Annotated in this window: 21 protein-coding genes and 2 tRNA genes; 9 read left to right on the top strand and 14 right to left on the bottom strand. The window is 34.9% G+C overall.

Features of this window, described 5'->3' with window-relative positions:
• Positions 1-80: 80 nt before the first annotated feature.
• Positions 81-1319, top strand: coding sequence for a phosphoserine phosphatase SerB (serB, locus tag V5J73_RS02130; RefSeq protein ID WP_338647284.1), 1239 nt, complete (start codon positions 81-83; stop codon positions 1317-1319).
• Positions 1320-1377: 58 nt separating this feature from the next.
• On the opposite strand, the gene V5J73_RS02135 is transcribed toward serB, so the two are convergent.
• Positions 1378-1527 (bottom strand): hypothetical protein, encoded by a 150-nt coding sequence (locus V5J73_RS02135; protein ID WP_338647285.1) that lies wholly within the window; start codon positions 1525-1527, stop codon positions 1378-1380.
• Positions 1528-1539: 12 nt separating this feature from the next.
• The gene (locus tag V5J73_RS02140; protein WP_338647287.1) at positions 1540-3063 is read right to left on the bottom strand and encodes a GH3 auxin-responsive promoter family protein; all 1524 of its coding nucleotides are present in this window, start codon (positions 3061-3063) and stop codon (positions 1540-1542) included.
• Positions 3064-3157: 94 nt separating this feature from the next.
• Here V5J73_RS02140 and V5J73_RS02145 point away from each other — a divergent pair, with 94 nt between their 5' ends.
• A complete protein-coding gene (locus tag V5J73_RS02145; RefSeq protein ID WP_338647288.1) occupies positions 3158-3952 on the top strand; it encodes a DUF2797 domain-containing protein in 795 nt (264 codons plus the stop codon).
• A gap of 293 nt (positions 3953-4245) precedes the next feature.
• On the opposite strand, the gene V5J73_RS02150 is transcribed toward V5J73_RS02145, so the two are convergent.
• Positions 4246-6867: an AsmA-like C-terminal region-containing protein gene (locus V5J73_RS02150; RefSeq protein ID WP_338647289.1), complete on the bottom strand. Its 2622-nt coding sequence runs from the start codon at positions 6865-6867 to the stop codon at positions 4246-4248.
• Between the two features lie 185 nt (positions 6868-7052).
• Positions 7053-8813 carry a signal peptide peptidase SppA gene (gene sppA / locus V5J73_RS02155; protein ID WP_338647291.1) on the bottom strand — a complete coding sequence of 587 codons (1761 nt, stop codon included), beginning with the start codon at positions 8811-8813 and terminating at the stop codon, positions 7053-7055.
• 136 nt (positions 8814-8949) lie between these two features.
• Between sppA and folK the strand changes: the two genes are divergently transcribed.
• Positions 8950-10086: a 2-amino-4-hydroxy-6-hydroxymethyldihydropteridine diphosphokinase gene (folK, locus tag V5J73_RS02160; protein WP_338647293.1), complete on the top strand. Its 1137-nt coding sequence runs from the start codon at positions 8950-8952 to the stop codon at positions 10084-10086.
• A 38-nt stretch (positions 10087-10124) separates the two neighbouring features.
• On the opposite strand, the gene V5J73_RS02165 is transcribed toward folK, so the two are convergent.
• The 3 genes from V5J73_RS02165 to V5J73_RS02175 all read right to left on the bottom strand — a co-directional run bounded on the left by V5J73_RS02165 (position 10125) and on the right by V5J73_RS02175 (position 13415).
• Positions 10125-12266, bottom strand: a complete 2142-nt coding sequence (locus tag V5J73_RS02165; RefSeq protein WP_338647295.1) for a T9SS type B sorting domain-containing protein — start codon at positions 12264-12266, stop codon at positions 10125-10127.
• Between the two features lie 93 nt (positions 12267-12359).
• Entirely contained in the window at positions 12360-12896 is a 537-nt protein-coding gene (locus V5J73_RS02170) for an RNA methyltransferase (RefSeq protein ID WP_338647296.1), read from the bottom strand.
• A gap of 69 nt (positions 12897-12965) precedes the next feature.
• Positions 12966-13415: a DUF1573 domain-containing protein gene (locus tag V5J73_RS02175; protein ID WP_338647297.1), complete on the bottom strand. Its 450-nt coding sequence runs from the start codon at positions 13413-13415 to the stop codon at positions 12966-12968.
• A gap of 157 nt (positions 13416-13572) precedes the next feature.
• On the opposite strand from V5J73_RS02175, the gene mutS reads away from it, so the two are divergent.
• The 4 genes from mutS (at position 13573) to V5J73_RS02195 (ending at position 16987) form a co-directional block, all read left to right on the top strand.
• Positions 13573-16179, top strand: coding sequence for a DNA mismatch repair protein MutS (gene mutS / locus V5J73_RS02180; RefSeq protein WP_338647299.1), 2607 nt, complete (start codon positions 13573-13575; stop codon positions 16177-16179).
• Between the two features lie 148 nt (positions 16180-16327).
• Positions 16328-16403 (top strand) — tRNA-Gly (locus V5J73_RS02185).
• A gap of 12 nt (positions 16404-16415) precedes the next feature.
• Positions 16416-16501, top strand: a tRNA-Leu gene (locus tag V5J73_RS02190).
• A 138-nt stretch (positions 16502-16639) separates the two neighbouring features.
• A complete protein-coding gene (locus tag V5J73_RS02195; RefSeq protein WP_338647300.1) occupies positions 16640-16987 on the top strand; it encodes a DUF1508 domain-containing protein in 348 nt (115 codons plus the stop codon).
• A 167-nt stretch (positions 16988-17154) separates the two neighbouring features.
• On the opposite strand, the gene V5J73_RS02200 is transcribed toward V5J73_RS02195, so the two are convergent.
• From V5J73_RS02200 to V5J73_RS02215, 4 genes are all read right to left on the bottom strand, one after another.
• Positions 17155-17379 carry a PG1828 family lipoprotein gene (locus tag V5J73_RS02200; protein WP_338647301.1) on the bottom strand — a complete coding sequence of 75 codons (225 nt, stop codon included), beginning with the start codon at positions 17377-17379 and terminating at the stop codon, positions 17155-17157.
• Between the two features lie 188 nt (positions 17380-17567).
• Positions 17568-19736, bottom strand: a complete 2169-nt coding sequence (locus tag V5J73_RS02205) for a S46 family peptidase (RefSeq protein ID WP_338647302.1) — start codon at positions 19734-19736, stop codon at positions 17568-17570.
• 23 nt (positions 19737-19759) lie between these two features.
• Complete coding sequence (locus V5J73_RS02210) at positions 19760-20206, bottom strand: GNAT family N-acetyltransferase (protein ID WP_338647303.1); 447 nt, start codon at positions 20204-20206, stop codon at positions 19760-19762.
• Positions 20193-21434: a 3-deoxy-D-manno-octulosonic acid transferase gene (locus V5J73_RS02215; RefSeq protein ID WP_338647304.1), complete on the bottom strand. Its 1242-nt coding sequence runs from the start codon at positions 21432-21434 to the stop codon at positions 20193-20195. The genes V5J73_RS02210 and V5J73_RS02215 overlap by 14 nt, the downstream gene beginning before the upstream one ends.
• Before the next feature lie 230 nt (positions 21435-21664).
• Between V5J73_RS02215 and V5J73_RS02220 the strand changes: the two genes are divergently transcribed.
• Together V5J73_RS02220 and galE are read left to right on the top strand one after the other, a co-directional pair.
• Positions 21665-22795 carry a DegT/DnrJ/EryC1/StrS family aminotransferase gene (locus V5J73_RS02220; protein ID WP_338647305.1) on the top strand — a complete coding sequence of 377 codons (1131 nt, stop codon included), beginning with the start codon at positions 21665-21667 and terminating at the stop codon, positions 22793-22795.
• 84 nt (positions 22796-22879) lie between these two features.
• Entirely contained in the window at positions 22880-23893 is a 1014-nt protein-coding gene (galE, locus tag V5J73_RS02225; RefSeq protein ID WP_338647306.1) for a UDP-glucose 4-epimerase GalE, read from the top strand.
• A 35-nt stretch (positions 23894-23928) separates the two neighbouring features.
• On the opposite strand, the gene V5J73_RS02230 is transcribed toward galE, so the two are convergent.
• The 3 genes from V5J73_RS02230 to V5J73_RS02240 all read right to left on the bottom strand — a co-directional run bounded on the left by V5J73_RS02230 (position 23929) and on the right by V5J73_RS02240 (position 26303).
• Positions 23929-24180: a hypothetical protein gene (locus V5J73_RS02230; RefSeq protein WP_338647308.1), complete on the bottom strand. Its 252-nt coding sequence runs from the start codon at positions 24178-24180 to the stop codon at positions 23929-23931.
• A gap of 115 nt (positions 24181-24295) precedes the next feature.
• Entirely contained in the window at positions 24296-25171 is an 876-nt protein-coding gene (gene fabD / locus V5J73_RS02235; RefSeq protein ID WP_338647309.1) for an ACP S-malonyltransferase, read from the bottom strand.
• A gap of 205 nt (positions 25172-25376) precedes the next feature.
• Positions 25377-26303 carry a bestrophin family protein gene (locus V5J73_RS02240; RefSeq protein WP_338647311.1) on the bottom strand — a complete coding sequence of 309 codons (927 nt, stop codon included), beginning with the start codon at positions 26301-26303 and terminating at the stop codon, positions 25377-25379.
• Positions 26304-26307 lie beyond the last annotated feature (4 nt).

Consider the following 26307-nt stretch of genomic DNA (forward strand, 5'->3'; position numbering starts at 1 on the left):
GTTCATAAAAAGGGGGATTATTTTTTTTTATCAACGTCAGATTGTCGATTTTTGTCCATTCTAAATCAAATAATTATAAAATGCAAGTAGAAGATATAGAGGTTATTTTACTAAAAGTTTCAGGTCAGGATAAACCGGGTGTAACTGCAGGTTTGACATCTATTTTGGCGAATTATGATGCTATTATTTTAGATATTGGACAAGCAGATATTCACGATACGCTTTCTTTAGGTATCTTATTTGAAATAAAAGCGGGTTCTTCTTCCGCTCCTGTTTTAAAAGATTTATTGTTCAAAGCCTATGAATTGGGTGTGAAAGTTAAGTTTATACCAATTTCTATTGCGGATTATGAAATATGGGTCAAAGGACAACGCAAACAACGCTATACCATTAATGTTTTGGGTGAAACCTTAACAGCAGTTCAATTGGCAGCTGTCACTAAAATATTGTCGAACCAAAATTTGAATATTGATGCAATCAAAAGACTAACGGGGCGAGTTTCTATTATTGAAAAGGAAGAATTTCCACGTTCTTGTATTCAATTGTCAGTGACAGGAACTATCGTTGACAAATCCTTTATGACAGCTAGTTTTATGGAAATTTCTAGAACTTTAGATGTAGATATTTCGTTTCAAGAAGACAATATGTACCGAAGAAACCGCCGTTTAGTGTGTTTTGATATGGATTCAACCTTAATTCAAACGGAAGTAATTGATGAATTAGCAGAGTTAGCGGGTGTGGGTGAGCAAGTTCGTGCTATCACAGAATCGGCGATGAATGGTGAAATTGATTTTAGCGAAAGTTTCAAGCAACGTATGGCTTTGCTAGAAGGGTTGAGTGAAGATGTGTTGCAATCCGTTGCTGAAAATCTGCCTATTACAAAAGGCGCGCATCGCTTGATGAAAGCCTTGAAATATTATGGGTACAAAACGGCTATTCTGTCCGGAGGTTTTACCTTTTTTGGGAAGTATTTGCAAAAAGAATTAGGTATTGACTATGTTCACGCTAATGAATTAGAAATAAAGAATGGTAAGTTAACGGGTAACTATCTTGGTGAAATTGTTGATGGTAAAAAGAAAGCGGAATATCTAAAAGCGATTGCGCTAAAAGAAGGGATTCACATCAATCAAACTATCGCTGTTGGTGATGGTGCTAATGATTTGCCGATGTTGAATTTGGCAGGTTTAGGAATTGCTTTTCATGCTAAACCTACCGTAAAAGAGAAAGCAGAAAGTTCGATTTCCAGTTTAGGATTGGATGGTGTTTTGTATTTGTTGGGCTATCATGACAGGCATATCGATATGATGGAGGAGGAGTAAAATACTGTAATAATCAGATGAAAGGCTATCCCTTAAATTACTTTTTGGATAGCTTTTTTTATACTTTAACGGTAAATTTTTTTTCAGGTTTTTCCAATGTTTGTTTTTCGGGAGATTTGCAAATTCCTCTCGCACCACAACTCATTCTGTGTGGTCCGCAGGAGCTCAGAAAAAGTAGCGTTATCAAGATGTAGAAGGTGTTTTTCATCTTTTCCATTTTTTATGCTGTTTGAAACTGCATGCTTTTCAATTGTTCCAAATAATCCCTTTGGTTGGATAATCTTGGAATTTTGTGTTGACCGCCCAGTTTGTCACGATCTTTTAACCAATCGTAAAACAAATTTTTCCGTGCTACATTAATTACTAACGGATTCAAAGTCATGTTGTTGTAGCGTTTCGCCTCGTAGTCAGAATTTAAGGATTGAATGGCTTCGTCTAATGCTTTTTGAAATTGAGATACATCTGTGGGAGTGTCTTTAAATTCAATCATCCATTCGTGAGCGCCTTTCTCTTTGCCTTTCATGAAAATAGGAGCAACGGTATAATCGACTACTTCAGTTTGGGTAAGTTTACACGCTTTGGCTATAGCCTGATCCGTATTTTCGACCATCAATTCTTCACCAAAAACATTGATATGATGCTTGGTTCTGCCGGTAACCCGAATTCGATACGGATTCAATGAGGTGAAACGAACGGTATCACCAATCATATAACGCCATAAGCCAGAGTTTGTCGTGATGACCAATGCGTAATTTTTGAACAATTCTACATCTGCCAATCGGATTGTTTTTTGATCTGGTGTTCCAAAAGTATCCATTGGAATAAATTCATAGAAGATGCCGTAATCCAGCATTAGCAATAAGTCGCTCGAATAATTCAAATCCTGAATGGCAAAAAAACCTTCAGAGGCATTGTATATTTCGTAGTATTTAAAATCTTTTTTAGGGAGTACTTTTTTGTACTGTTCTCGGTACGGTTCGAAATTTACGCCTCCGTGAAAGTATACTTCCAAATTGGGCCAAAGTTCGAATAGATTTCCTTGTCCGGTTTCTTCCAGCATTTTATTCATTAAAACTAACATCCAAGAAGGAACCCCTGCGAAACTGGTTACGTTTTCGTTTTTGGTTTCGTTTATAATCGCTGCAATTTTGGTTTCCCATTCGCTCATCAAAGAGGTTTTATTGCTTGGCGTACTGCTGAATTCCGCCCAAATAGGCATGTTTTCGATTAGTATCGCTGATAAATCTCCAAAGAACGTATTGTTATCTTCATAAATTTGGGAACTTCCGCCAAGACGCAAGCTTTTTCCAAGAAATAGTTCGGAATCTTCATTGTTATTCAAATACAAACACAACAAATCCTTACTTCCTTTATAATGACAATCTTCTAGCGCTTCGTTGCTTACCGGAATAAATTTACTTTTGGCATTAGTTGTTCCACTGGATTTGGCAAACCATTTTATAGGTGTTTCCCAAAAAACATTTTGCTCGCCCTTGCGGGTTCTTTCAATCAATGGTTGTAATTCTTCGTAGGTTGAAATAGGAATTCTTTCGGCAAAAGTCGCATAAGAATGTATCGAAGCAAAATCATATTCTTTGCCTAAAGCAGTGTTTTTTGACGACTGTAATAAATTCATAAGCAATTCTTCTTGAACCTCATTTGGATATTTCAAGAAAAGTTCGATCTGATGAATTCTTTGTTTGAGAACCCAAGAGGCAAACGAATTGATTATGGTTAGTGGCATTTTTAAATTATGAATTATGAATTGTGAGTTATAACTTTACCAAAAATAACAAAATTTGTTTAACTGTTGCGTTAAACCTGAAACTTTAATCACAATGACATACGAAGGTGTACTTACAAAAATGCAAACTGAATTTGGAAACCCAATTCAATATTATTTGGTTTTTGAAAATAGTTTTTTAAATGTAAATCAGTTGCTGAACAAAAATCTAGAAATTAATTTTGTAGGATTCCAATGTTTGAATTGTGGGAAGAAAAAGAAAATATTCCGTCAGGGATTTTGTTATGATTGCTTCTATTCAAGTGCGGCTGTTGGCGATTGGATTATGAAACCCGAGTTGAGTACCGCCCATCTTGGGATTCAAGATCGAGATTTAGCTTATGAAGAAAAAGTGCAATTACAACCTCATATCGTGTATTTGGCTTTATCAAGCGAAGTCAAAGTAGGAGTGACTAGAAAAACCCAAATGCCAACGCGATGGATAGATCAGGGTGCCACCCAAGCCATCTCGATTGTGGAAGTTCCTAACCGATACTTAGCCGGAATTACCGAGGTAGCGTTGAAAAACCATTATGCTGATAAAACCAATTGGCGCAAAATGCTGACGAATAATGTGGAGCAAATTGACTTAATCGCAGAACGATTAAAGGTTGAGAATTTGATTCCAACGGAAGTTCAGGAATACTTTTATTCGCAAAAGAATGATTTGTATGAGATGCATTATCCCGTTTTACAGTATCCCACTAAAGTAAATAGTTTGAGTTTAGATAAAACACCGCAGTTTCAAGGAAAATTGACCGGAATAAAAGGGCAATATTTACTTTTTGAAGACGGAACGGTTTTTAATATTCGCGGTTCTGAAGGATATGTGGTACAAATTAATGTATAAGTACATGTATTGGGGCGTATCCCATTTGAAAAAATAAGAAAAATATTTTTTCAAATGGGTCGGGTCGTCCGCTGTATCTTTTATGGCTCTCGCAAAAAAACGAGAGCCATAAAAGGATGCCGCTTCCATCCCTTACGCAAGACTCGTAACTGTAGATGATTAGAATTTGTAACAGAAGTAGTGTTTTTGAACCCTATTTTTCGCGCTTGGCACCATATTGAAATTCATGTATAAACAAAAAAGAGGAATCACAACAGTTGCGATTCCTCTTTCTAGTAAATCTAAAAGTCGGATTAATTGACTTTCGTCGTATCGACTACTTTCTTTTTCTTTTTAAACAATCCGTTAAGTAAATCGGTTGCTTTTGCTTTTACGGCTTCTTTGGTTGCTGGAGTTGCAGGAGTCGCAGTTTTTGTAGTGTCTCCGGGTTTCTTATTTTTATTAATGTAGTCTGTCAACGCGGATGTTCCTTGTTTTACTAGTCGGTCTTTTTGCTGATTTACCAGCTGTGTCGTCAATTTAGTAACAGCAGTATTAATGTCAGTTGTGATTTTTGGATTGGTAAAATTACCCAATAATACAGCATTTATCGGAAAGCTTTCTAATTTTGCAGCGTCAGCAGCAGATAATTTTGCAATTAAAGCATTGGCCTCCGAACCCAGATATTTTGCGGGAACATCAAATTTTAAATTGTAATTCATACTTTGGTCAAAACCATGTGTTCCTCCAATTGTTGCTTTAATGTCTTTATACTTGATGTCAAAAGGCTTCACATTTACTTTTCCATCTTTGAATGTTACCGCCGCTTTCAAATCGTTCAAATTGAGTTTACTCACATCAATGAATTTCAAGTTAGAACCCAAAGCCGTCAATAAAGTCGAATTACTAGAATTTACAGTGGTCGAAAGGAGTTGTCCCAATAAATCTCCGGTTAGTGTTTTCAAGTCAGGAGTAAATTCTGTTGCATCAAGATTTCCGTTTAATTTGATGCTTGAATTTAATTTTCCATTAATGATTCCAGCTATTGGCGCAATTTTTTTCAACATATCCAGTTGCGTGAACGACTGCGCAATGTCGACTTGATTTAATTTTAAATCCATATTGAAAACGGGTGTTTCTCCTTTTGTTGAAACCGCTCCATTCACGCCAATTGTTCCTCCAAAAATAGAAGTTTTTACATTTTCTAAAGTTACTTTTTCATCTTTCACAATCAGTTTTCCTGATACGTCTTTCAAGGTTAAATTATCATATAAAACCGTAGTCGCTTTTGCGGTAAGCGTACAATTTAAGAAAGCAGGAATCTTCATAGCATCTGGTTTTTTAGCCGTTGCTGTTTCTGTTTTCGCAGGTTCCCCAGTTGTCATGAAATCATCAACAGCTAATTGTTTCGAATTCATGTTGAAGTTTCCTTTCAATTCTTGGTTTCTAAATATAAATCCATAGAAGTTCTCTAAAACTCCCGTTACACTAATGTCGCTTTTTCCGGTAGTTGCATTCAGTTGTTTCAAATTCACTTGGCTAGGGTTGAATTGAACTATTGCAGTGCTGATATTCATTGTTTTACCGTTCTCATCCGCATACTTGAAACCGGATAAACTCATCGTTCCCGCATTATTGATATTTTCATATTGACTTTTCTCAACGGATTGCATGTCGAATTTTGTAGTCACATCAGCCTTTAAAATCCCAGATAAGGGCTTGTCCAGTTTTATAGGATAGGCCTTAGAAAGATTGGCTAGATTGATAGTTCCTTTTAATGCTGCGTCGACTATTGCGTTTTCTGTTATGTTTCTAATGTTGGCTTTGGCATTAAAAACATCTTGATCAATTTGGAAAGAAAGTTTGTCCAAATTGACATACGTATCATTTAGAATCCCCGTTTTGTTGATTATTTTAGTGTCAATAACAATGTTTTGAACTGATTTTGGTAAATTGGGATATTGAAAAGATGCGTTATTGGAAGCGATTTCAATATTAAATTTTGGTACCGTTGTGTCAGAATATAAGCCTTTGGCAAAACCGATTACGGTAAAATCTCCAGTTGTTTTCACGTTGTCTAAACTAGCAGCATATGCCGCAGGAATAATTCCTAAGAAATTTTTGAAAGAGGAAGTTGGCGTTTTAAATTTCAAATCATATTGCTGACCGGATTCCACCATTTGAATAAATCCATCAAATTCCAGCGGCAATTGATTGATTAACGCTTTGTTTTCTTTGAAGGTGTATTTACTATTGTTTAAATCAATTCCCAAAACGGCGTCCAGAGTCAACGCAACATTATTCATATAATTGACTTTGTCCATATCCAGCGATACTTTTGCAGTTGATTTGGTAACCAAATCTAATTTTTGTGCTGCAAAATCTCCAGTTCCTTCATGGTTCAAGCTGTCGATTACCATTTTTATTTTTGAACTTTCGTCGAAATAACGAAACTTGAAATTCTCAATTTTATAGTCTTGAATTTTTAAGGATAGCGGACTGCTTTTTCCATCGTCTGCAGTTTTTTCCTCTTTCAAAGCAATGTCATAATTCCCAATTCCGTCTTTGTTGAAAATGATATTGATTAGTCCATTTTTCGAAGTGATTCCGTCAATTGCTATCGCTTCAGTTTTACCTTTAAAAAGTTCCTTGATAGACATTTTTAAATTTAGTTCTCCTAATGAAATCAATGTATCCCCTTCAAAAGGTGCTTTGTTGATAATCACTAACTTTTCTAATGTTACATTCGCATTTGGGAAATTTTTGAACAAGCTTAAATCTACTTCTGCAAAGGATACTTTAGCGTCTACTTTGGCATTGATTGCTTCAGAGATTTTAGCTTTTATTTGGTCTTTAAATAGATAAGGAGCAGCAAATAAAGTTCCTACTAGTAGGATGATGAGGACTCCAATAATTTTTAAAACTTTCTTTACCATAATTTACTTTCTTTAGATTCTACCAAGTGTAACAAAAATAATGCCTTCTATTTCTTTACAAAAATAGTATTTTTAGCACAGCATGGTTTTTTTGGTGTTTTTTATAAACAGTAATTTAACACTAAGGCATAAAAAAATCCGTTTAAGCAATTGATTAAACGGATTTTCTGATGGATTATAAGTTCTTAATGAATATTAATTTCAAAAGGCATTAAGGCTTGAACTCCTTTTTGCGCTTGCAATTTTTTTATTTCTTGCATTATACGATAATTTTCTTCTCCTATTTCTTCTTTTATGAAATCTGCTTTAGATTTTGCAAAAGGGAGATTGGCTAAAAGATCATCAAAATTTTTCTCGTATTCTGGATAATTTTGGGTGCTATAGCTTTTTATTTTTGCCAAAGATGCTGCTTTTGCAATGGCGTCATCTAAGCCTCCAATTTTGTCTACCAGTCCTATTTTTAGGGCCTCTGAACCAGTCCAAACTCTTCCTTGAGCGATAGCATCCACTTGTGCAAATGTCATTTTTCGACCTTGTGCGACATGCGTAACAAAGGTTTTGTAAATATGTTCAACACCTTCTAATGTAACCGCTTTGAAATTAGCATCGATTGGTACAAAAGGGCTATAATTTGCTGAGTTTTGATGCGTTTTAACTTGCTCTGTATGTATCCCAATTTTAGTGGCTAATGGAGTAAAATTAGGTAATATTCCAAAAACGCCTATCGAACCAGTAATTGTGTTTTCTTCAGCAAAAATAGTATTGGCATTACAAGCAATATAATACCCGCCAGAAGCGGCATAATTTCCCATAGAAACCACTACTGGTTTTACTTTTTTAGTCAATTCGATTTCTCTCCAAATCAAATCTGAGGTCAAAGCACTTCCACCTGGACTATCGATACGAAGTACAATCGCCTTTACATTTTTATTTTTTCGAGCTTCTTGTAACGAGCGACGCATAGAACCTTCGCCAATAACATTCACATCGCCTTCACCACCCATGATTTCTCCTTGGGCATAGATAATAGCGATTTGATCTGTGCTGTCAAAAGTTTGTGATGTAGTAGCGATTTTTTGGGCGTAATCTATAACGGATACAGTGTTGTAGTCTTCATTATTGTCTACTTTAAGCGCTTTTCGGATGGCATTATGGTACACATCTTCATACGCAATAATGTCTACTAATTTTTGGGATTTTGCCATTTCTGGAGTTCGAGCAAGAAGTCCGTTAGCAATTTCATTTAATTTTACTACAGGTATATTTCTGCTTTTAGAAATATCAGCAGTGATGGAGCTCCAAACAGAATTTAATAAGGCTGTAGTTTGTTCTCTATTGGCATCGCTCATTTCATTTTCTAAAAACGGTTCTACGGCACTTTTATATTTTCCGTGACGGATTACTTCCATTTTTAACCCTGATTTTTCCTGAAAATCTTTAAAGAACATAAGTTCAGCAGAAAGACCTTTGAAGTCCATTTCTCCAACCGGATTTATATAAATTGGACTGGCCACCGAATTTAAATAATATTCTTTTTGTGAATACGAATTGGCATAAGCCATGACGAATTTTCCTGATTTTTTAAAGCTTTCCAGAGCATCTCTCAAGGCTTTACTTTGCGCCATACCCAATGATGAAGCATTGTTTAGAATAGAAATACCTTTAATATCATTGTCTGTTTTTGCTTCTTCAATGGCATTGATGATATCAGTAACGCCTACTTTTTTGTTTTCTGAAAAAATTGTAACCCACGGATCTTTGTATTTTCCAGCATAATCATTTCTGATGTCTTCCAAGTTCAATTCGATAACGGAATTACTTTTTACTGTTACGCCTTCAGATTCTCCTCCAAAAATGGCTCCAATAAGGATGATCCCAAAAAAGAACAACATGAAAAAAACAAAAATACCTATAATGGTCGCCAATACATTTCCTAAAAATCTCATAATTATATTTTTTTAATATGTCGCAAATGAGGTCAATTTGTTACAAATTTAAGGGTTGAAATTCTAAAATTAGTTATTAACACTCTTTGCAAAGATACTTCTATTCTGAAATTCTTTTAGTTAATTTGCGCTTAATATGAAATCACAACATCAGGTCATTTTATCCCTAGGCAGTAATCAAGGCAATCGATTGGAAAATATCGAAACTTGCATAGCATTAATACATCAGGGAATAGGAACAGTAATTAAAGTTTCCAGATTATATGAGAGCCCGTCTTGGGGTTTTGATAGTGATGCTTTTTATAATTGTGCTTTGCTTATTCATTCCACTAGCTCTGCTCAGAAAATTTTAGCACAAGTTTTAAAAGTTGAAAAAAAATTAGGAAGAGTTCGTAGTGCTGGTTTAGGATATCAATCCCGAAACATCGATATTGACTTAATTGCTTTTGATGAGGAAATTATTGAGTCAGAAAAACTACAAATTCCACATCCTTTAATGCAAAACAGGAATTTTGTTTTGTTGCCCCTTCAGGATTTGAATTTAGATTGGAAACATCCTATTCTTCAAAAAAATATTTCGGAATTATTGGCTTTGTCACCAGATGAAAGCAATTGTACAATTGTTCAGGATTTGGTAAATCCATTGCAACATATCGCTCTGGAGCAGTTTAATTATGTTGCTTTTGAAGGGAATATTGGAGCTGGTAAAACAACTTTGGCTACAAAAATTTCCGAAGATTTTAATGCAAAAACCGTGTTAGAACGTTTTGCGGATAATCCTTTTTTGCCTAAATTTTATAAAGACCAAAACCGATATGCGTTTCCACTTGAAATGTCATTTCTTGCGGATAGATACCAGCAATTGTCCGATGATTTAGCGCAATTTGATTTGTTTAAAGATTTTTTGGTGGCTGATTATCATATTTTTAAATCGTTGATTTTTGCTAAAATAACTTTAGCTGAAGATGAATATCGCTTGTACCGAAATCTTTTTGATATCATTTACAGAGAAATGCCAAAGCCAGATTTGTACATTTATTTGTATCAAAATTCAGAAAGACTCTTGCAAAATATTAAGAAACGTGGCAGAAGCTACGAACAAAAAATTCCAGCAGAATATTTAGATAAAATCAATAGCGGTTATTTGGATTATATTAAATCCCAAACCGATTTGAATGTTCTCATCATTGATGTTTCGGACCGAGATTTTGTAAAAAATCAAGAAGATTATCTTTTTATTTTAGAAGAAATACAGAAGAAGATTAATCAATAATAGATACTGCTTTTCTGAATTATTATATTAGTTTTCAATTACCTTTTTAGAGAAAAATGTCCTTTTAATACAGGTTTTGTATTGTCGATTTTCAAGATGTACCAATAATCGTCAGCCGGTAATAAATTTTTATTGAAAGTTCCGTTCCAAGTTAGATTGGTTGCACTTAGTTTAGTAATTAATTTTCCATAGCGATCAAAAATGGTCACTTCTGCTTCTGGATAATTAATCAATCCTTTTATTTCCCATACGTCATTATAGGCATCGTTGTTTGGGGTAAAGAATTTTGGAGCAATTAAAACTACAAATGTTTTGCTGTCTGCCCCGCAAGAATTGACTTCTCTTACATACGCTGTTTGTAAACCGCTCGATACATTGAAAAATACATTCGAACTTTGATAGTTGATTCCGTCAACAGAATATTCAAAATATTCCTCTGATTTTATTAAATAAATTACAACCGTTGTACCGTTTACATCAATAGTGTTTATCACCGGAGTTGTATGCTCAACAACAGTGATTTTTTTTCTGCTGGTACAATTTTCAGGTGTAAGACTGGTAACGTCTAAGGTATAAATACCAGGAGTTGAAACTGTAATTGTTGATGTTGTTTCGCCGGTAGACCATAAGTAATTCATGTTAGGAATTTGTGCATCAAGTGTTAGTGTGCTTGACTTACATAGTGTTACCTCTTGATCCAGAACAGCTGGAGGGGAATAAATAATAACTTCAACGGGAATTCTGTTTACATTAGTACATTCGTTGTTAATTGCTTCTGCGTAATAGGTTGAATTATTAGTAACATTGGGTACAGTGAGGCTTGTTCCAGTTCCTATGATTGTGCTGCTGGTTGAACTAGAATGCCAGTTTATATTACCAACATTAGTGGTTGCTTGAAGTGTTACCATTCCTGATCCGCATCTGGAAACAGGAGAGTTGGTAGTTGTAATGGTGGGAATAGTATTTATGGTGGCTGTAACTGCTGTTCTATTAGAGCATCCGGCATCAACATAATAAGTTGTTGTAGCTGATAAAAATGGTGTTGTATAGGTGTTGACTGTTGTTAATAAAGTTCCGCCAGTTGCGGCATCATACCAATTCACCGTACCATTAGAGGAGGTTGCTTGTAGCGTAACTGTGCCGGAATCACATCGTGAAGCAGGCATTGTTTCTGTTATTTGTGCAATTGTTAAGGTTGTGCTAGTTGCAATTTCAAGTATTGGATCTCCAGGCATTCCTCCATATTCAACAATATATCCTTTTGCCTGATAATCGCCACTTGAATCACCATTTAATTGTAAGTCGTTCCATGATCCTGGTGTTCCTGGAACACCAGGGGCTTTAACGTGCGCATAATGTTCATTATTATTGCTGTTATTAGGCTCTCCAGAATTCCAATTTGCGTAAGTTGGAGAGGAGCCATTTATTCCTCCGTTCCAAAAAACAGTTCCATTTTCAGGACCAGTCATCCATTTCCAGACTCCTTCTGATCCAGCATCGCTACCACCAATCCAGCCATTACCAACTGCTTGCTCTCCAGATATTTTTGCTTCGTCGGCTGCCGTGAGTGTAGCTAGGTAGCCTTGTAATCCGTAATAAGTGCTTGCTTCAGCTGCAGCTTTGGCGGCGGTCCAACTAATTCCTAAGTTTGGGACGTACAGGTAATAATGTCCATTTCGAGGTAAATAATTGGCTTGCCCTATTGTTATTGAAAAATTCCGAGTCCCTGAAGGAGAAGCGGATGAATTGCTATATTCAATGTCTTTTATCGCTTTTACAAAGTCGCTATATAAAACATCTGCTCCAGTTGGGCTGTATAATTTTAATTTTCCTGAGGCAATATCCCAACTGGAAATAATTGTTGGATGTAATGAGGGATTGGCTAATTGAATTAAATCCTGCCCATTAACGTATCCCGAAGAAATCTGAATGTAAATCGCATCTGAGCCTGTGTCAGTGATATCTGAGTTTGTTATGCTAACATCGGTTACTATTTTTAATGAGGTTCCAGGACAGTAATTCTGATTTCCAGTTGCTGTAATTCGTGGAGCATTATCTGCAATTAATAATGGATTTAGATTTTTGATACAATTACGATGTGATTTATTTATAAGGCTTTTTGAGATTTCAGCAGTATTTTTCTTTCTCGAATAAAAGGAAGTGGCGGAACAATCTGCCATTGGAACAAGCGATAAAAAAACTAACGATAATTTCAAAAAGTTATAAATTCTCATGCGATAAAAGTATTACCTAATTGGTGTTTTATTAAAAAATCATTTTGGCCAGTTCAGTTTTTGAAATAAGTCCCAAACTACAATTCCTGCACTAACGGATATGTTCAAGGAATGTTTGGTGCCTAATTGTGGGATTTCAATACAACCATCGCATAGTGCAACTGCTTCCTGTGAAACACCATATACTTCGTTTCCAAAAACCAAAGCATATTTCTCTCCTTTTTTAACTTTAAAATCTTGAAGAAAAATGGCGCTTTCTACTTGTTCTATAGCAAGTGTCATTACCTCTTCGGCTTTTAATTTTTCGATAACAGCAAGAACACTTTCGTGATGTTCCCAAGTTACCGTATCTGTCGCTCCTAATGCTGTTTTGTGAATTTCTTTGTTTGGAGGTGTGGCAGTAATACCACATAAATATATTTTTTCAATTAGAAAAGCGTCGGCAGTTCTAAATACGGAGCCAATATTATGCAAACTGCGGATATCATCTAATACTAAAATCAGAGGTGTTTTTTCAGATTGTTTAAAGGCTTCAATAGATTTTCGATCCAGTTCGCTGTTTTCTAGCTTTCTCATATTTTGTAAATTATTCAAAAAAAAAGCTTCCGAAGTTAATGGAAGCTTTTTTGTGTATTTAGTTAAAATTTAGCTTTTTGCGGCAGGAGCAGCTAAAACATTTCCTTTTATTGTAAGTGTTTTGGTTGGAACAACAGCGTTAGTTGTCAATGTTACTGTTTTAGTAAAAGCTTGACCGCCTCTTGAAGTATCATATTTTACTCCAATAACTCCTTTTGCTCCTGGAGCAATTGGTTCTTTTGGATAAGTAGGAACGGTGCAACCACAAGATCCTTGAGCATTAGTAATGATTAAAGGTTTGTTACCGTTATTTGTGAAAACAAATTCACGTCTACCATCTGAGTTATAGGCAACAGTACCATAGTCAATAGTTTCGCTTACAAAAACCATTCCTGCACCATTTACTTTTGCAGTAACTGCCTTAGTTGTTGATGCTTTTAATTTTTTTGAAGTTTCTTGTGCAGTAGAAGTTGCCACTCCTAAAACAACTAGCATAGCTAGGGTAATTATTTTTTTCATATCTATTTCAATTTAAAGTAAGTACAAATCTAAATAAAAAATAGAAATTAAGACTTAAATCTTTCTTAAAATAGTTTAATTTTTTGAACTCCTTATTTATTTGTTTTAAAATATATAAATTCGCTGATATTTTTTCATTTTTTAAACATAAATACAATTGGCATCTAAAGATAAAGTAGTTAAGGAAACTCCGTTAATGAAGCAGTACAATGAGATCAAAAGAAAGTATCCTGATGCTTGTCTTTTGTTTCGTGTGGGAGATTTTTATGAGACATTTGGAGAGGACGCAGTTCGTGCTTCAAAAATATTAGGAATTGTCTTAACGAAGCGCGGAGCGGGTTCAGAGACGGAAACTGCACTAGCTGGTTTTCCGCATCATTCCTTGAATACCTACCTACCAAAATTAGTCAAAGCTGGACTTCGTGTGGCAATTTGTGACCAGCTCGAAGATCCTAAAATGACAAAAACCATTGTAAAGCGTGGGGTTACGGAATTAGTGACTCCTGGTGTTTCTATGAATGATGAGGTTTTGCAATCTAAAACCAATAACTTTTTAGCCTCTGTTTTTTTTACTACTAAATCAATAGGGATTTCTTTTCTGGATGTTTCAACAGGGGAGTTTTTAACGGCGCAAGGCAATGCAGAATACATTGATAAACTGTTGCAAAACTTTAATCCAAGCGAAGTTTTAATTCCAAAAAATAATAAAAGTGATTTCCGGGAAATTTTCGGAGAGGACTATCATAGTTTTTATCTGGAAGACTGGATTTATAAAGAAGACTACGCATTCGAAACTTTAACGAAGCATTTTCAGACCATCTCTTTGAAAGGATTTGGAATCGAAGAATTAAAAGAAGGAATTATTGCTTCGGGAGCTATTTTGTATTATCTATCCGAAACACAACACAATAAAGTGCAGCACATTACATCTATTCAGCGTATTGCCGAAGATGCTTATGTTTGGATGGATCGTTTCACGATTCGCAATCTGGAATTGTATCACAGTTATAATCCTAATGCGGTTACACTATTGGATGTTATTGATAAAACGCTTTCGCCAATGGGTGGTCGTTTGTTGAAACGTTGGTTGGCGCTTCCTCTGAAGGATAGTGCTAAAATAAAAAACCGCCATGAAGTGGTTTCTTATTTAAAAGAGAATCAGTCCGTTTTAAAGAACATTCAAAATCAAATTAAGCAAATTTCTGATCTGGAACGTCTAATCTCAAAAATTGCTGCGGGAAAAGTATCACCTCGCGAAGTGGTGTATCTTAAAGAATCCTTAGATGCAATTATTCCGATAAAAAACTTAGCTTTAGAAAGTCCGCAAGAAGCAGTAAAAGTAATTGGAGATAGTTTGCACAGTTGTGAATTGTTACGCGAAAAAATCAAAACTGTTTTGAATCAAGATGCGCCTGTGGCTATTGCCAAAGGAAACGCGATAGCCAAAGGAATCAATGCTGAATTAGATGAGTTGCGTGCAATATCAACTTCTGGAAAAGAATTCTTGGAAGGAATTGAAAAACGAGAATCACAACTAACGGGAATCTCTTCGTTGAAAATTTCTTTTAATAACGTTTTTGGCTATTACATTGAAGTTAGAAACATGCATAAGGACAAAGTTCCTGTGGAATGGATTCGAAAACAAACTTTGGTCAATGCTGAACGCTACATCACCGAGGAATTAAAAGAATACGAAACTAAAATTCTTGGTGCTGAAGAAAAAATTCATAAAATAGAAGTAGAATTGTTCGAACAATTAGTTGGTTGGATTGCTACGTATATCAAACCGGTTCAAATGAATGCTAATTTGGTGGCACAACTAGACTGTTTGTGTTCTTTCACGCAATTGGCCATCGAAAATAAATATGTTTGTCCAGAACTTGACGAAACATTCGAACTAGAAATTAAAAATGGTAGGCATCCCGTTATCGAAAAACAATTGCCTGTTGGTATGCCTTACATTGCCAATGATGTTTTTTTGGATAGAGAAACACAACAATTGATTATGATTACGGGTCCAAATATGTCTGGAAAGTCCGCTATTTTGCGTCAAACTGCCTTGATCGTGCTATTAGCTCAAATGGGAAGTTTTGTTCCTGCAGAAAGCGTGAGAATGGGAGTTGTCGATAAAATATTCACTAGAGTAGGAGCCAGCGATAATATTTCGATGGGTGAATCTACGTTTATGGTCGAAATGAATGAAACGGCTTCTATCTTAAATAACATTTCGGATCGAAGTTTAGTGCTTTTGGATGAAATTGGGAGAGGTACGAGTACTTATGATGGAATTTCTATTGCTTGGGCGATAGCTGAGTTTTTACATGAGCATCCTTCAAAACCCAAAACATTATTTGCAACGCATTATCACGAGTTGAATGAAATGAGTGAATCATTGCCAAGAATTCAGAATTTTAATGTGGCTGTTAAAGAATTGAAAGATACGGTGCTTTTTATTCGAAAATTGGTAAAAGGGGGAAGCGCACACAGTTTTGGAATACATGTAGCAAAGATGGCGGGAATGCCTCAGATTGTAATTTTGAAAGCACAAAAGCTTTTGAAGAAATTGGAAAAGAATCATTCTAGCGATGCCCTGAACGGAATTAAAGCGGCGCAAGACGACATGCAAATGAGCTTTTTTAATCTAGATGATCCTTTATTGGAGGAAATCAAAGATGAGATTATAAGTCTGGATATAAATACGATTACGCCTATGGAGGCACTGATGAAACTCAATGAGATTAAAAGAATGTTGACTAGAAAATAATTTATTTTGGTTTAAAGTTTACGGTATCAGAACATTACCTTTTATCTGTGATTTTTTTATAAAAAAGGCTTGTATAATTCAATAAATGTCCTAAATTTGCATCCGCAATACACAACAAGTATCGCGGTTCTTTCAAAGAATTGAAAATGCGAAAATAGCTCAGTTGGTAGAGCGCGACCTTGCCAAGGTCGAGGTCGCGGGTTCGAGCCCCGTTTTTCGCTCCAACACCACATAATGCTCGGATGGTGAAATTGGTAGACACGCTGGACTTAAAATCCAGTGAACAGCAATGTTCGTGCGGGTTCAAGTCCCGCTCTGAGTACTAAAAAAGCTTCAAACTATGTTTGGAGCTTTTTTTATTTTATAAGAATTTGTAACTCATAAGAAAGAGTTTCTGTAAAAGTAAATTCGAATCATTGTGTCTAGAATTCAAAAACGACAATCTAAAATCTAAAATTTCATGGGAGCTTTTGTTATTAGTAAAAGATATAACGACGAGTATAAGTTTGTTTTTACTTCCAGGAAAGGAAAAGTTGTTTTTACAAGTTTAAGTTATGAACTTAAGTTTGAGTGCGAAGAGGACATTGAAAAATTTAAAGCTACAATTGGTTTGGCTGACTTTTTAAAGTTTAAATCTTCTAGTGGGAAATTCTATTTTAAGTTAATGCTGGAAGGGAATCATTTTGCAACAAGTAGAAAATATACGACATCGTTGCGTTTGCAGAAAGGAATCGATGAAATCGTGCGATATGGTGCAAATTCAGAGGTATTGGATTTTTCTGGAAATGATTTTATTTTTTCGGATTAAGGCACTCGGGTAAATATGTAAATACAAAAAGCGAGTCTTGAAAATTATATTTTCAAGACTCGCTTTTTTATTGATCTCTTATAAATGAGATAATTGGGAATTATACAAATTAAAAAAGCCATCTCGCATAGCGGATGGCTTTAAAATTTTTAGAATTTAAGTTCTAATTATTTTTTTGCAGCTTCAGTAGCAGTAGCAGCAGCGTCAGTAGCAACAGCAGCAGCAGAATCAACAACAACAGCAGCAGAATCAACTACAGCAGCAGCAGAATCAACAACAGCAGCAGCAGAATCAACTACAGCAGCAGCGTCCTCAGCAGGAGCGTCAGCTTTTTTACATGATACAACAGTCAAAACAGCAACAGCAGCTAAACTTAAAAATACTTTTTTCATCTTAATTTAATATAAAAGGTTAATTATTAATTCGTGGCAAAGATATAAATTTTTTAATATGTAAAATATTTTTTTATTTTTTTTTTAAAAAATAATATTTTTTGTCAACGCCGAAACAAATAACAATTATTATGCCAATTAAGACACATAATCAATAAATGCTTTATATCGTTGTTGATTCCTTGATTTTACTGTAAGTTTTTCTTTTTCAAAGGTTTACTTTTCTTTGGGTGAACTAGTTTTAGTTCACTTATCAAATTTTTTGCACCAGCATATTTATCCATGATAAATAGGACGTAGCGTATGTCTACCATAATGTTTCTACAAATACTTGGGTCGTAATAGATGTCGCTCATGGTTCCTTCCCAAACCCTATCAAAATTAAGTCCTATTAAGTTTCCGTAAGCATCCATGGCTGGACTTCCTGAGTTACCTCCAGTAGTATGATTCGTACCAATAAAACAAACCGGCATTTTCCCATTTTCGCTATATGGACCATAATCTTTTGTTTTGTAAAGATCAATTAATTTTCCAGGAACATCAAATTCGTAATCACCTGGAATGTATTTTTCCATTACCCCATCTAAATAGGTTATTGGTGTGTATAGTGTAGCGTCTTTAGGCTCGTATCCTTTTACTTTTCCATAAGTTACTCTTAGGGTACTGTTTGCATCTGGAAAAATGCGACCATCTGTATTCAACTCCAATTGCGCTTTCATATAGGTGCGTTGCAATGCTGTAATAGTTAAATTGATTTCGTCGTATTTTGGCGCAATTTCTTTTGCGTATTTATCGGATAATTCTTTTACTAGAACAAAGCCTGGGTCGGCATTTAAGTTTGTTATGACCGTACGAGCATCTCCGGATAGTAATTTTTTCAAACTGTCATAATTTTGAAGTTTGGATTTAGAATATATTTCCAATGCTAAATTTTTAGCATTGATATTGATCAAACTTTGTGGCAAAAACTGTTTGGAAGATTTTGTAGCGTATAATTCAATCAATTGTTCAAAAACTCTTTCATCAACAGTTGCATTGAAGTTTTTGTAGAAATCAGCTAGTCCGGTAATCAAATTGTTTTTTCTGTCATTGAACGCTTGCTCTCCTCTTGCATTGTAAACTTGCTCTAATTGGTACAATTTATATCCAGTGCTCAGTAATTCAGTATTGCGTTGAACTATTTCCATAAAATAGTCTCTTGCCAAAGCGTAAGGAGCGATTGCTGTGTAGTTTTTCTCGAAATCAGCTAATAGTGTTCCATATTCTTTTTCTTTTCCTGCTTTTGCTATTTTTTGCTGAAATGCTTTTTCAGTTTCTTTTTTTGCAGCTACCGCATTTGATTTTTTCAATCCTTGTGTTTCGCCAATCCATTTTTTCCAATAATTAGCGATACTCGCATATTTTGAAGCGTATTGAATTTTGATAGCGTTGTCTTTTCGCATAAAACCATCGGCAACTTTCAAAGCTTTGTCTCTAATCTCAATTTTTGCCGGATTTAATTCGTTTACAATTTGTTCAATTGCAACAGCAGGCAAATATTCATTTGTTTTTCCAGGATAACCAAATACCAAAGTAAAATCATCTTCGGCTACGCCATCAAGTGAGATAGGTAAAAAGTGTTTTGGAGTGTAAGGAACATTCTCTTTTGAATATTTTGCTGGTCGATTATTTTTATCAGCATAGATTCTAAATAGAGAAAAATCTCCAGTATGACGTGGCCAAACCCAGTTGTCAGTATCAGAACCAAATTTTCCTATTGATGTAGGTGGAGCACCAACTAGACGAACATCAGTAAAAGTTTCGGTTACAAAGAGCATGTATTGATTTCCTTCATAAAATGTACGAATTTTATTTTCTTGCCAATTTTCTTTTGGTAAAGAAATGCTTAATGCCGAAATGTTTTCCTGAATTTTTTTCTGTTTTTCAGCTTCACTTGTAAGCGCAGCAGTTCCTTCCAGAACAGATACGGTTACATCTTCTATTTTGACAATGAAAGTTACAGTCAAACCTTCATTTGGCAATTCATCTTCCATTTTATAAGCCCAAAAACCGTCTGTCAGGTAATCGTTTTCTACAGTTGAATGTGATTGGATTTGAGAATATCCACAATGGTGATTGGTCAAAATCAATCCTTTTGGGGAAATAACTTCAGAGGTGCAACCGCCATTAAAGTGTGGAACGGCATCCTTCATACTTGATTGATTGACATCATAGATCTCTTTAATAGACATTTTCATGCCTAAATTTTTCATCTCGTTTTCATTCATTCCTTTTAATAAGGAAGGAATCCACATACCACCTTGTTGTGCCTGTGTCTGAATAACGAATAATAATAGGAATAGTTTTAAAAATTTCATGTTTATCTATTTAATTTGCAATTTTACTTGATTTTGTAGGTCATTAATTTCCGATTGTGTAATTCAAAACCGTTTGCAATATACAATTTTTGTGCGTTTTGATTGTGATTTTCTATTTCTAGATAGATTAATTTTAATGATAATTTTTTGCTTTCCTCTAAAACAAATTGTACGGCTTGACTTCCAATTCCAATTCCTCGGGCTTTTTCGTTCAAATATAATTCGTCTAAAAAAGCAATTTTACCTTGGTACTCAAAACTAAAAACAAAGGTTAGAATAACATAGCCTACAATTTCATTATCAGATAAAATGAGCCATGATTTTCCCAGATTTTCATTCGAAATAAATTCTTTAAATAAAGTTCTGGAGACATCAACATCAATAGGATAATTATCAATTGCATAAAATGCTTTCATCATGCTGACAACCGTTTCAATATCAGAAATTGCTACTGATTTAAATTGAATCATTTAAGATGTGTTTTAGAATGATACTTGTTGCACCCTTGTTCATTTGCACAAAAGTGCTACACATATGGCCCTTTTCTTGCCTGATATCATCATTTGTGATAAGGTTTTTTAATGCTTCGTCCAGCTTTTCAATAGTGTTAATAGAAATACAAGCTTCCATATTTACTAATGCGACTGCTTCTGCAAAATGCGAATAGTTAGGTCCGATGAGTACTGGAACTCCAAAAGTTGCTGGTTCCAACACATTGTGAATGCCAGAATTTCCGAAACCACCACCTACATACGCAATATCAGCATAACTGTAAATTTTTGTCAAAATACCAATAGTATCAATGATGAAAACGTCAAAATCAGCAGGATTTTTTCCTTCTTTTTCAGAGAATAAAATGGTTTTTTTAGTGATGCTGTCTTTTAATTGCTGAATTTGTTCTTCTTTGATATTGTGTGGTGCAATTATAAATTTGACCTTTAGTGTATTCGAATTAATAAAGTTCACTAGTAAATTTTCATCTTTTGGCCATGAGCTTCCTACAACGACTGTTAGCGTATTCTCTTTAAATTGAGCAATAAAATCTAAGGAATTGTCTTTGTCTAAAATTGTGGCAACTCTGTCAAATCGAGTATCGCCAGAAACCGAAACATTCGTTTTATCTATTTGTTGTAGTAGTTTTTTTGAAGTTTCATTTTGTACAAAAAAGTAAGTGAATGTGTTTAATGCTTTTCTGTAAAAGCCACCATACCATTTGAAAAACAGTTGGTTTTTTCTCAGAATTCCAGAAATTAAATAGGTTTTGGTATTTCGTTTTTTGAGTTCAGATAAATAATTTGGCCAGTATTCATATTTGATAAAAAATACTAAATCTGGATGAATGAGTTTCAAAAATTGGTATGCATTTTTTTTAGTATCCAAAGGCAAGTAGACCGTTACATCAGCTACGGTGTTGTTTTTTCGAACCTCATAACCTGATGGCGAGAAAAAAGTCAGAATGATTTTATGTGATGGGAATTGCTCTTTTATTTTTTCAATTACAGGTAAGCCCTGCTCATATTCGCCTAAGGAGGCAGCGTGGAACCAAATTGTTTTATCGGCAGGTTTTATTTTTTGTTCCAAAATTGTGAAAACCGGTTTACGACCTTCGACAAAAAGTTTCATTTTTGGACTGAAAAAAGCCGCTATTTTTAATAAAAAGCCAGCAAACTGAACCATTAAAGTATAAAGAAAAAGCATCATTTAAATTTTGGGGCTAAAATACGTTTTCTTTATCTTTATTTCTTCCGCATCAATATAATAAATTTTAGGTGTCAGCAACTCGCTTTTTATCTCATTGGAATAAAATCTTTTTTTAATGTGGGTTGCATTGGTTTAAACTCATAAATAACTATTTTTGTTCTTCGTTTTAAGAAAGTGTTTGTGGTTTCTAAAAACTATAACCTTTCGAACATTAAACAAAAATTGCAATGAAAAAAATCCAAATGGTTGACTTAAAAAGTCAATATGAAAAAATAAAAGATACCGTTAACCTTTCTATTCAGGAGGTTTTAGATACTAATACTTATATTAACGGACCTCAGGTACATCAATTCCAAAAATCTTTAGAAGAATATCTTGACGTAAAGCACGTAATTCCTTGTGCTAATGGGACTGATGCCTTACAGATTGCAATGATGGGATTGGATTTAAAACCAGGAGATGAGGTTATTACGGCCGACTTTACTTTTGCAGCGACAGTGGAAGTAATTGCTTTATTGCAATTGACCCCCGTTTTAGTCGATGTAGATATGTATAATATGAATATTTCTATTGAAGGGATTAAAAAAGCGATTACACCTAAAACGAAAGCAATTGTACCCGTGCATTTGTTTGGTCGTGCTGCGAATATGGAAGCGATTATGGCTGTTGCCAAAGAATATAATTTATTCGTAATCGAAGATAATGCGCAAGCGATAGGTGCCAATTGTAAATTTTCTGATGGAACTAAAAAGAAAGCTGGAACTATTGGACATGTAGGCGCGACTTCGTTTTTTCCTTCCAAAAATCTAGGTTGCTACGGAGACGGTGGAGCAATTTTTACCAATGATGATGCGTTGGCTCATAAACTTCGTGGAATTGTAAATCACGGAATGTACGAGCGATATCATCATGATGTTGTAGGTGTGAACTCAAGATTAGACAGTATTCAGGCCGCGGTTTTAAATGCTAAATTACCTTTGTTAGATCAATATGGTAAAGCTAGGCAAGATGCAGCCAGAAAATATTCAGCAGCTTTTGAAGGACATAAAAATATAATAGCACCTAGTATTTGTGAAATTTGTGATTGTCATGTTTTTCATCAATATACTTTACGAATTATAGATGCTGATAGAAATGGTTTAATGCAACACCTGTTAGAAAAAGGGATTCCGTGTGCTATATATTATCCAATTCCGCTGCATTCGCAAAAAGCATATTTGGATTCTAGGTATAAAGAAGAAGATTTTCCAGTTACTAATCAATTGGTTCAGGAAGTACTTTCATTGCCGATGCATACCGAATTGGATGACGAGCAAATTAAATTTATTACAGATAGCGTTTTAGAATTTTTGAAATAATGTAAAGACGCGATTTATCGCGTCTTTTTTATATGCGATAAATATTAAGAGACGCTATAAATTGCGTTAATACAAATAAAAATCATGAAAATATTAGTTACAGGAGGTTTAGGTTTTATTGGGTCTCACACAGTGGTAGAATTACAAAACGAAGGATATGAAGTCATCGTTGTAGATAATTTATCTAATACATCCTTGAATGTCTTGGATGGAATTCAGAATATTACGGGGAAAGTCCCAGCGTTCGAAAAATTAGATTTACGTGAAAAAGATAAAGTACAGGATTTTTTCAAAAGACATCATGATATTTCAGGTGTCATTCATTTTGCAGCTTCAAAAGCAGTGGGTGAAAGCGTAGAAAATCCGTTGTTGTATTATGAAAATAACATCAATGCGTTAGTTTATATTTTGCAGGAATTGCAGCAAAAACCAGAAGCGAGTTTTATTTTTAGTTCTTCTTGTACGGTGTACGGTCAAGCCGAAACGATGCCAATTACTGAAAACGCCTCTATTCAAACCGCGATGTCGCCTTACGGAAATACGAAACAAATAGGAGAGGAAATTATCACTGATACTGCCAAAGTAACTAATATCAATGCAATTTTATTGCGTTATTTTAATCCAATTGGGGCGCATCCATCCACAGAGATTGGAGAATTACCTATTGGAGTTCCTCAGAATTTGGTGCCATTTATTACGCAAACTGGTTTTGGATTACGAAAAGAATTAGCTGTTTATGGGGATGATTACCCAACTCCAGATGGAACGGCTGTTCGTGATTATATTCACGTAGTCGATTTGGCAAAAGCCCACGTGATTGCTTTACAACGCCTATTGAATAAAAAAAATACGGCTAAAGTTGAAACTTTTAATTTGGGAACTGGAACAGGAAGTTCCGTTTTAGAAGTGATACATACTTTTGAAAAAGTAAGCGGTAAAAAACTGCCTTACAAAATTGTTGGTCGTAGAGAGGGAGATATTACATCGGCTTACGCCAATACGGATAAAGCCAATGATATTTTGGGATGGAAAGCGCAATCCACTCTGGAAGAAGCGATGGCAAGTGCCTGGAAATGGGAACAGAAGATTAGAAAATAAAAAAAGGGTTGTCTAATGACAACCCTTTTTTTTATTTATTTTTTTGCTGCTTCTTTCAATTTTTGAGCAGCTTCATCCATTTTTTGAGCTCCTTTTTCAAGAGCTTCTCCTGCTTTAACTTTAGTAGAATCAGCTGCAGCATCAACTTTTACAGCGGCTGTATCGATAGCTTCTTCCATTTCATTACCAACGGCTTCTGTCGCCTCTTTAACTTCTTCCTTTGTTTCTTTTTTGCAAGAAGTCATTAAAATTGCCGCAAAAGATAATCCTAAAAGTACTTTTTTCATTTTTTTTATTTTAAAAAGTGTATAATTGAGTGAACTCTTACTATAAAGATAAACAAAATCCTCATAAACATAAGCTTATGAGGATTTTGTTTAGCAGTATCAATTGATTACTGTTTTATGCATTCGCAGTAACTGCTTCTTTATCTATTTTGCCAATTAATCCGGCTAATACTTTTCCAGGACCAACTTCGGTAAATAATGTAGCGCCGTCTTTTATCATTTGTTGAACAGATTGCGTCCATTTTACAGGAGCTGTCAATTGAATGATTAAGTTTTTCTTAATTTCGTCAGCATCAGATACTGCGCTTGCGGTTACATTTTGATATACTGGGCAAATAGGAGTAGCGAATGTCGTAGCTTCAATAGCTGCAGCGAGTTCTTCACGAGCCGGTTCCATCATTGGAGAGTGAAAAGCGCCTCCAACAGGTAATAATAATGCGCGTTTTGCACCAGCTGCTTTCATCGCTTCGCATGCTTTTTCGACTGCTGATGTTTCTCCTGAAATTACTAATTGTCCAGGACAGTTGTAATTTGCAGCTACTACAATTCCGTCAATCGAAGCGCAAACTTCCTCTACAATAGTGTCAGCTAATCCTAAAACAGCAGCCATAGTCGATGGTTTTATTTCGCAGGCTTTTTGCATTGCCAAAGCTCTTTGAGAAACTAACTTTAATCCGTCTTCAAAAGACAAAGCACCATTTGCTACCAATGCTGAGAATTCCCCTAGTGAATGTCCTGCTACCATTTCAGGTTTGAAATCTTCACCTAAGGTTTTTGCTAAAATCACCGAGTGCAAGAATACAGCTGGTTGGGTCACTTTAGTTTCTTTTAATTCTTCGGCAGTTCCTTCAAACATGATGTCTGTGATGCGAAATCCTAAAATCTCATTTGCTTTCTCGAATAATTCTTTTGCAAGAGTAGAATTTTCATATAAGTCTTTACCCATTCCTGTGAATTGTGCGCCTTGACCTGGAAATACGTATGCTTTCATGTGTCTGTTTTAAAGATTGAAAAAAATAAAGATTGAAAAATTAGCTTTCAATCGAAATGCAAAAATACTATTTTTTACGGTATTTAAAACTATCGGTGTTTCCCTTTTGTTACTGACAAATAGATTCCAGTTTTACAAATAGACATTTGGTCAAAAAAAAATCCACTCGAATTAATCGAGTGGATTAGCACTAAAAATCAAAATACTAAAGAACGAAATATGCATTCTTTAACGGTTGAATCGCTTGATTCGATGATTGATAAGGGTAAAATTCTTCCTCAAACTCATCTCTATATTCGTTTACCATTTGGGTTAGGTTCTTCTCAATTGTATTTGAAATTGCACTTACAGGAGTATCTGTAGGTCTGTTTTCAAATGGATCTTGCAAATGAATTGCCATTTTTTCGATTAAGAAAAAAGCTGCAGCAATTGTTGTCACTAATGGAATTTGTAGCCAGCCAATGATATTGATCAATCCAAAAGGCAATAGGATTATAAATAAACACAACGCAAATCGAATATACATACTATACGTTGTTGGGAAAATGGTGTTTTTTATCCGTTCACATTTACCCATAGCATCACACAATCGTGTTAATGTATTGTCAATTTCAACTTGTTGGTATGCATTAATTTTATGGCTGATTAACGCTTTTTTTAAATCTTTGGCGTGTAACATTAAAATGGCGTTTGGCACATGTTTGTGTCTTTTTACGAATCGTAATTCTTCTTCATTAAGCAACTCTTTTATGGGTTTAATAGGGTCTTTTTCTCGAAGTGATTGCCCTAAGCTATAGCACCAAGCCGCTTGTCTTTTTGCAAATTTTTCTTTAAAATCGTTTGCCTCAACAGAAAAATCAGGGTCGTTATAGAAAACAATAATTTGACGCAATAGTGTTCTGGAATCATTCACGATAGCACCCCATATTATTCTTGCTTCCCACCAGCGGTCATAGGCTTGATTGGATTTGAATGCTAACAATAATGAGATAATTGTACCAATAATAGTAGGTATTGCGATAGGAATGTTCACCGAAACTGTTTTGAAGTAATAATGAAAAACCTCAAAGGCGATACAAAACAGAATCACTAATGTTAGTTCTGTTTTTATTTTTCCCAACACATATTTCATTGGG

The sequence above is a fragment of the Flavobacterium sp. KS-LB2 genome (assembly GCF_036895565.1).
Classification (GTDB): domain Bacteria; phylum Bacteroidota; class Bacteroidia; order Flavobacteriales; family Flavobacteriaceae; genus Flavobacterium.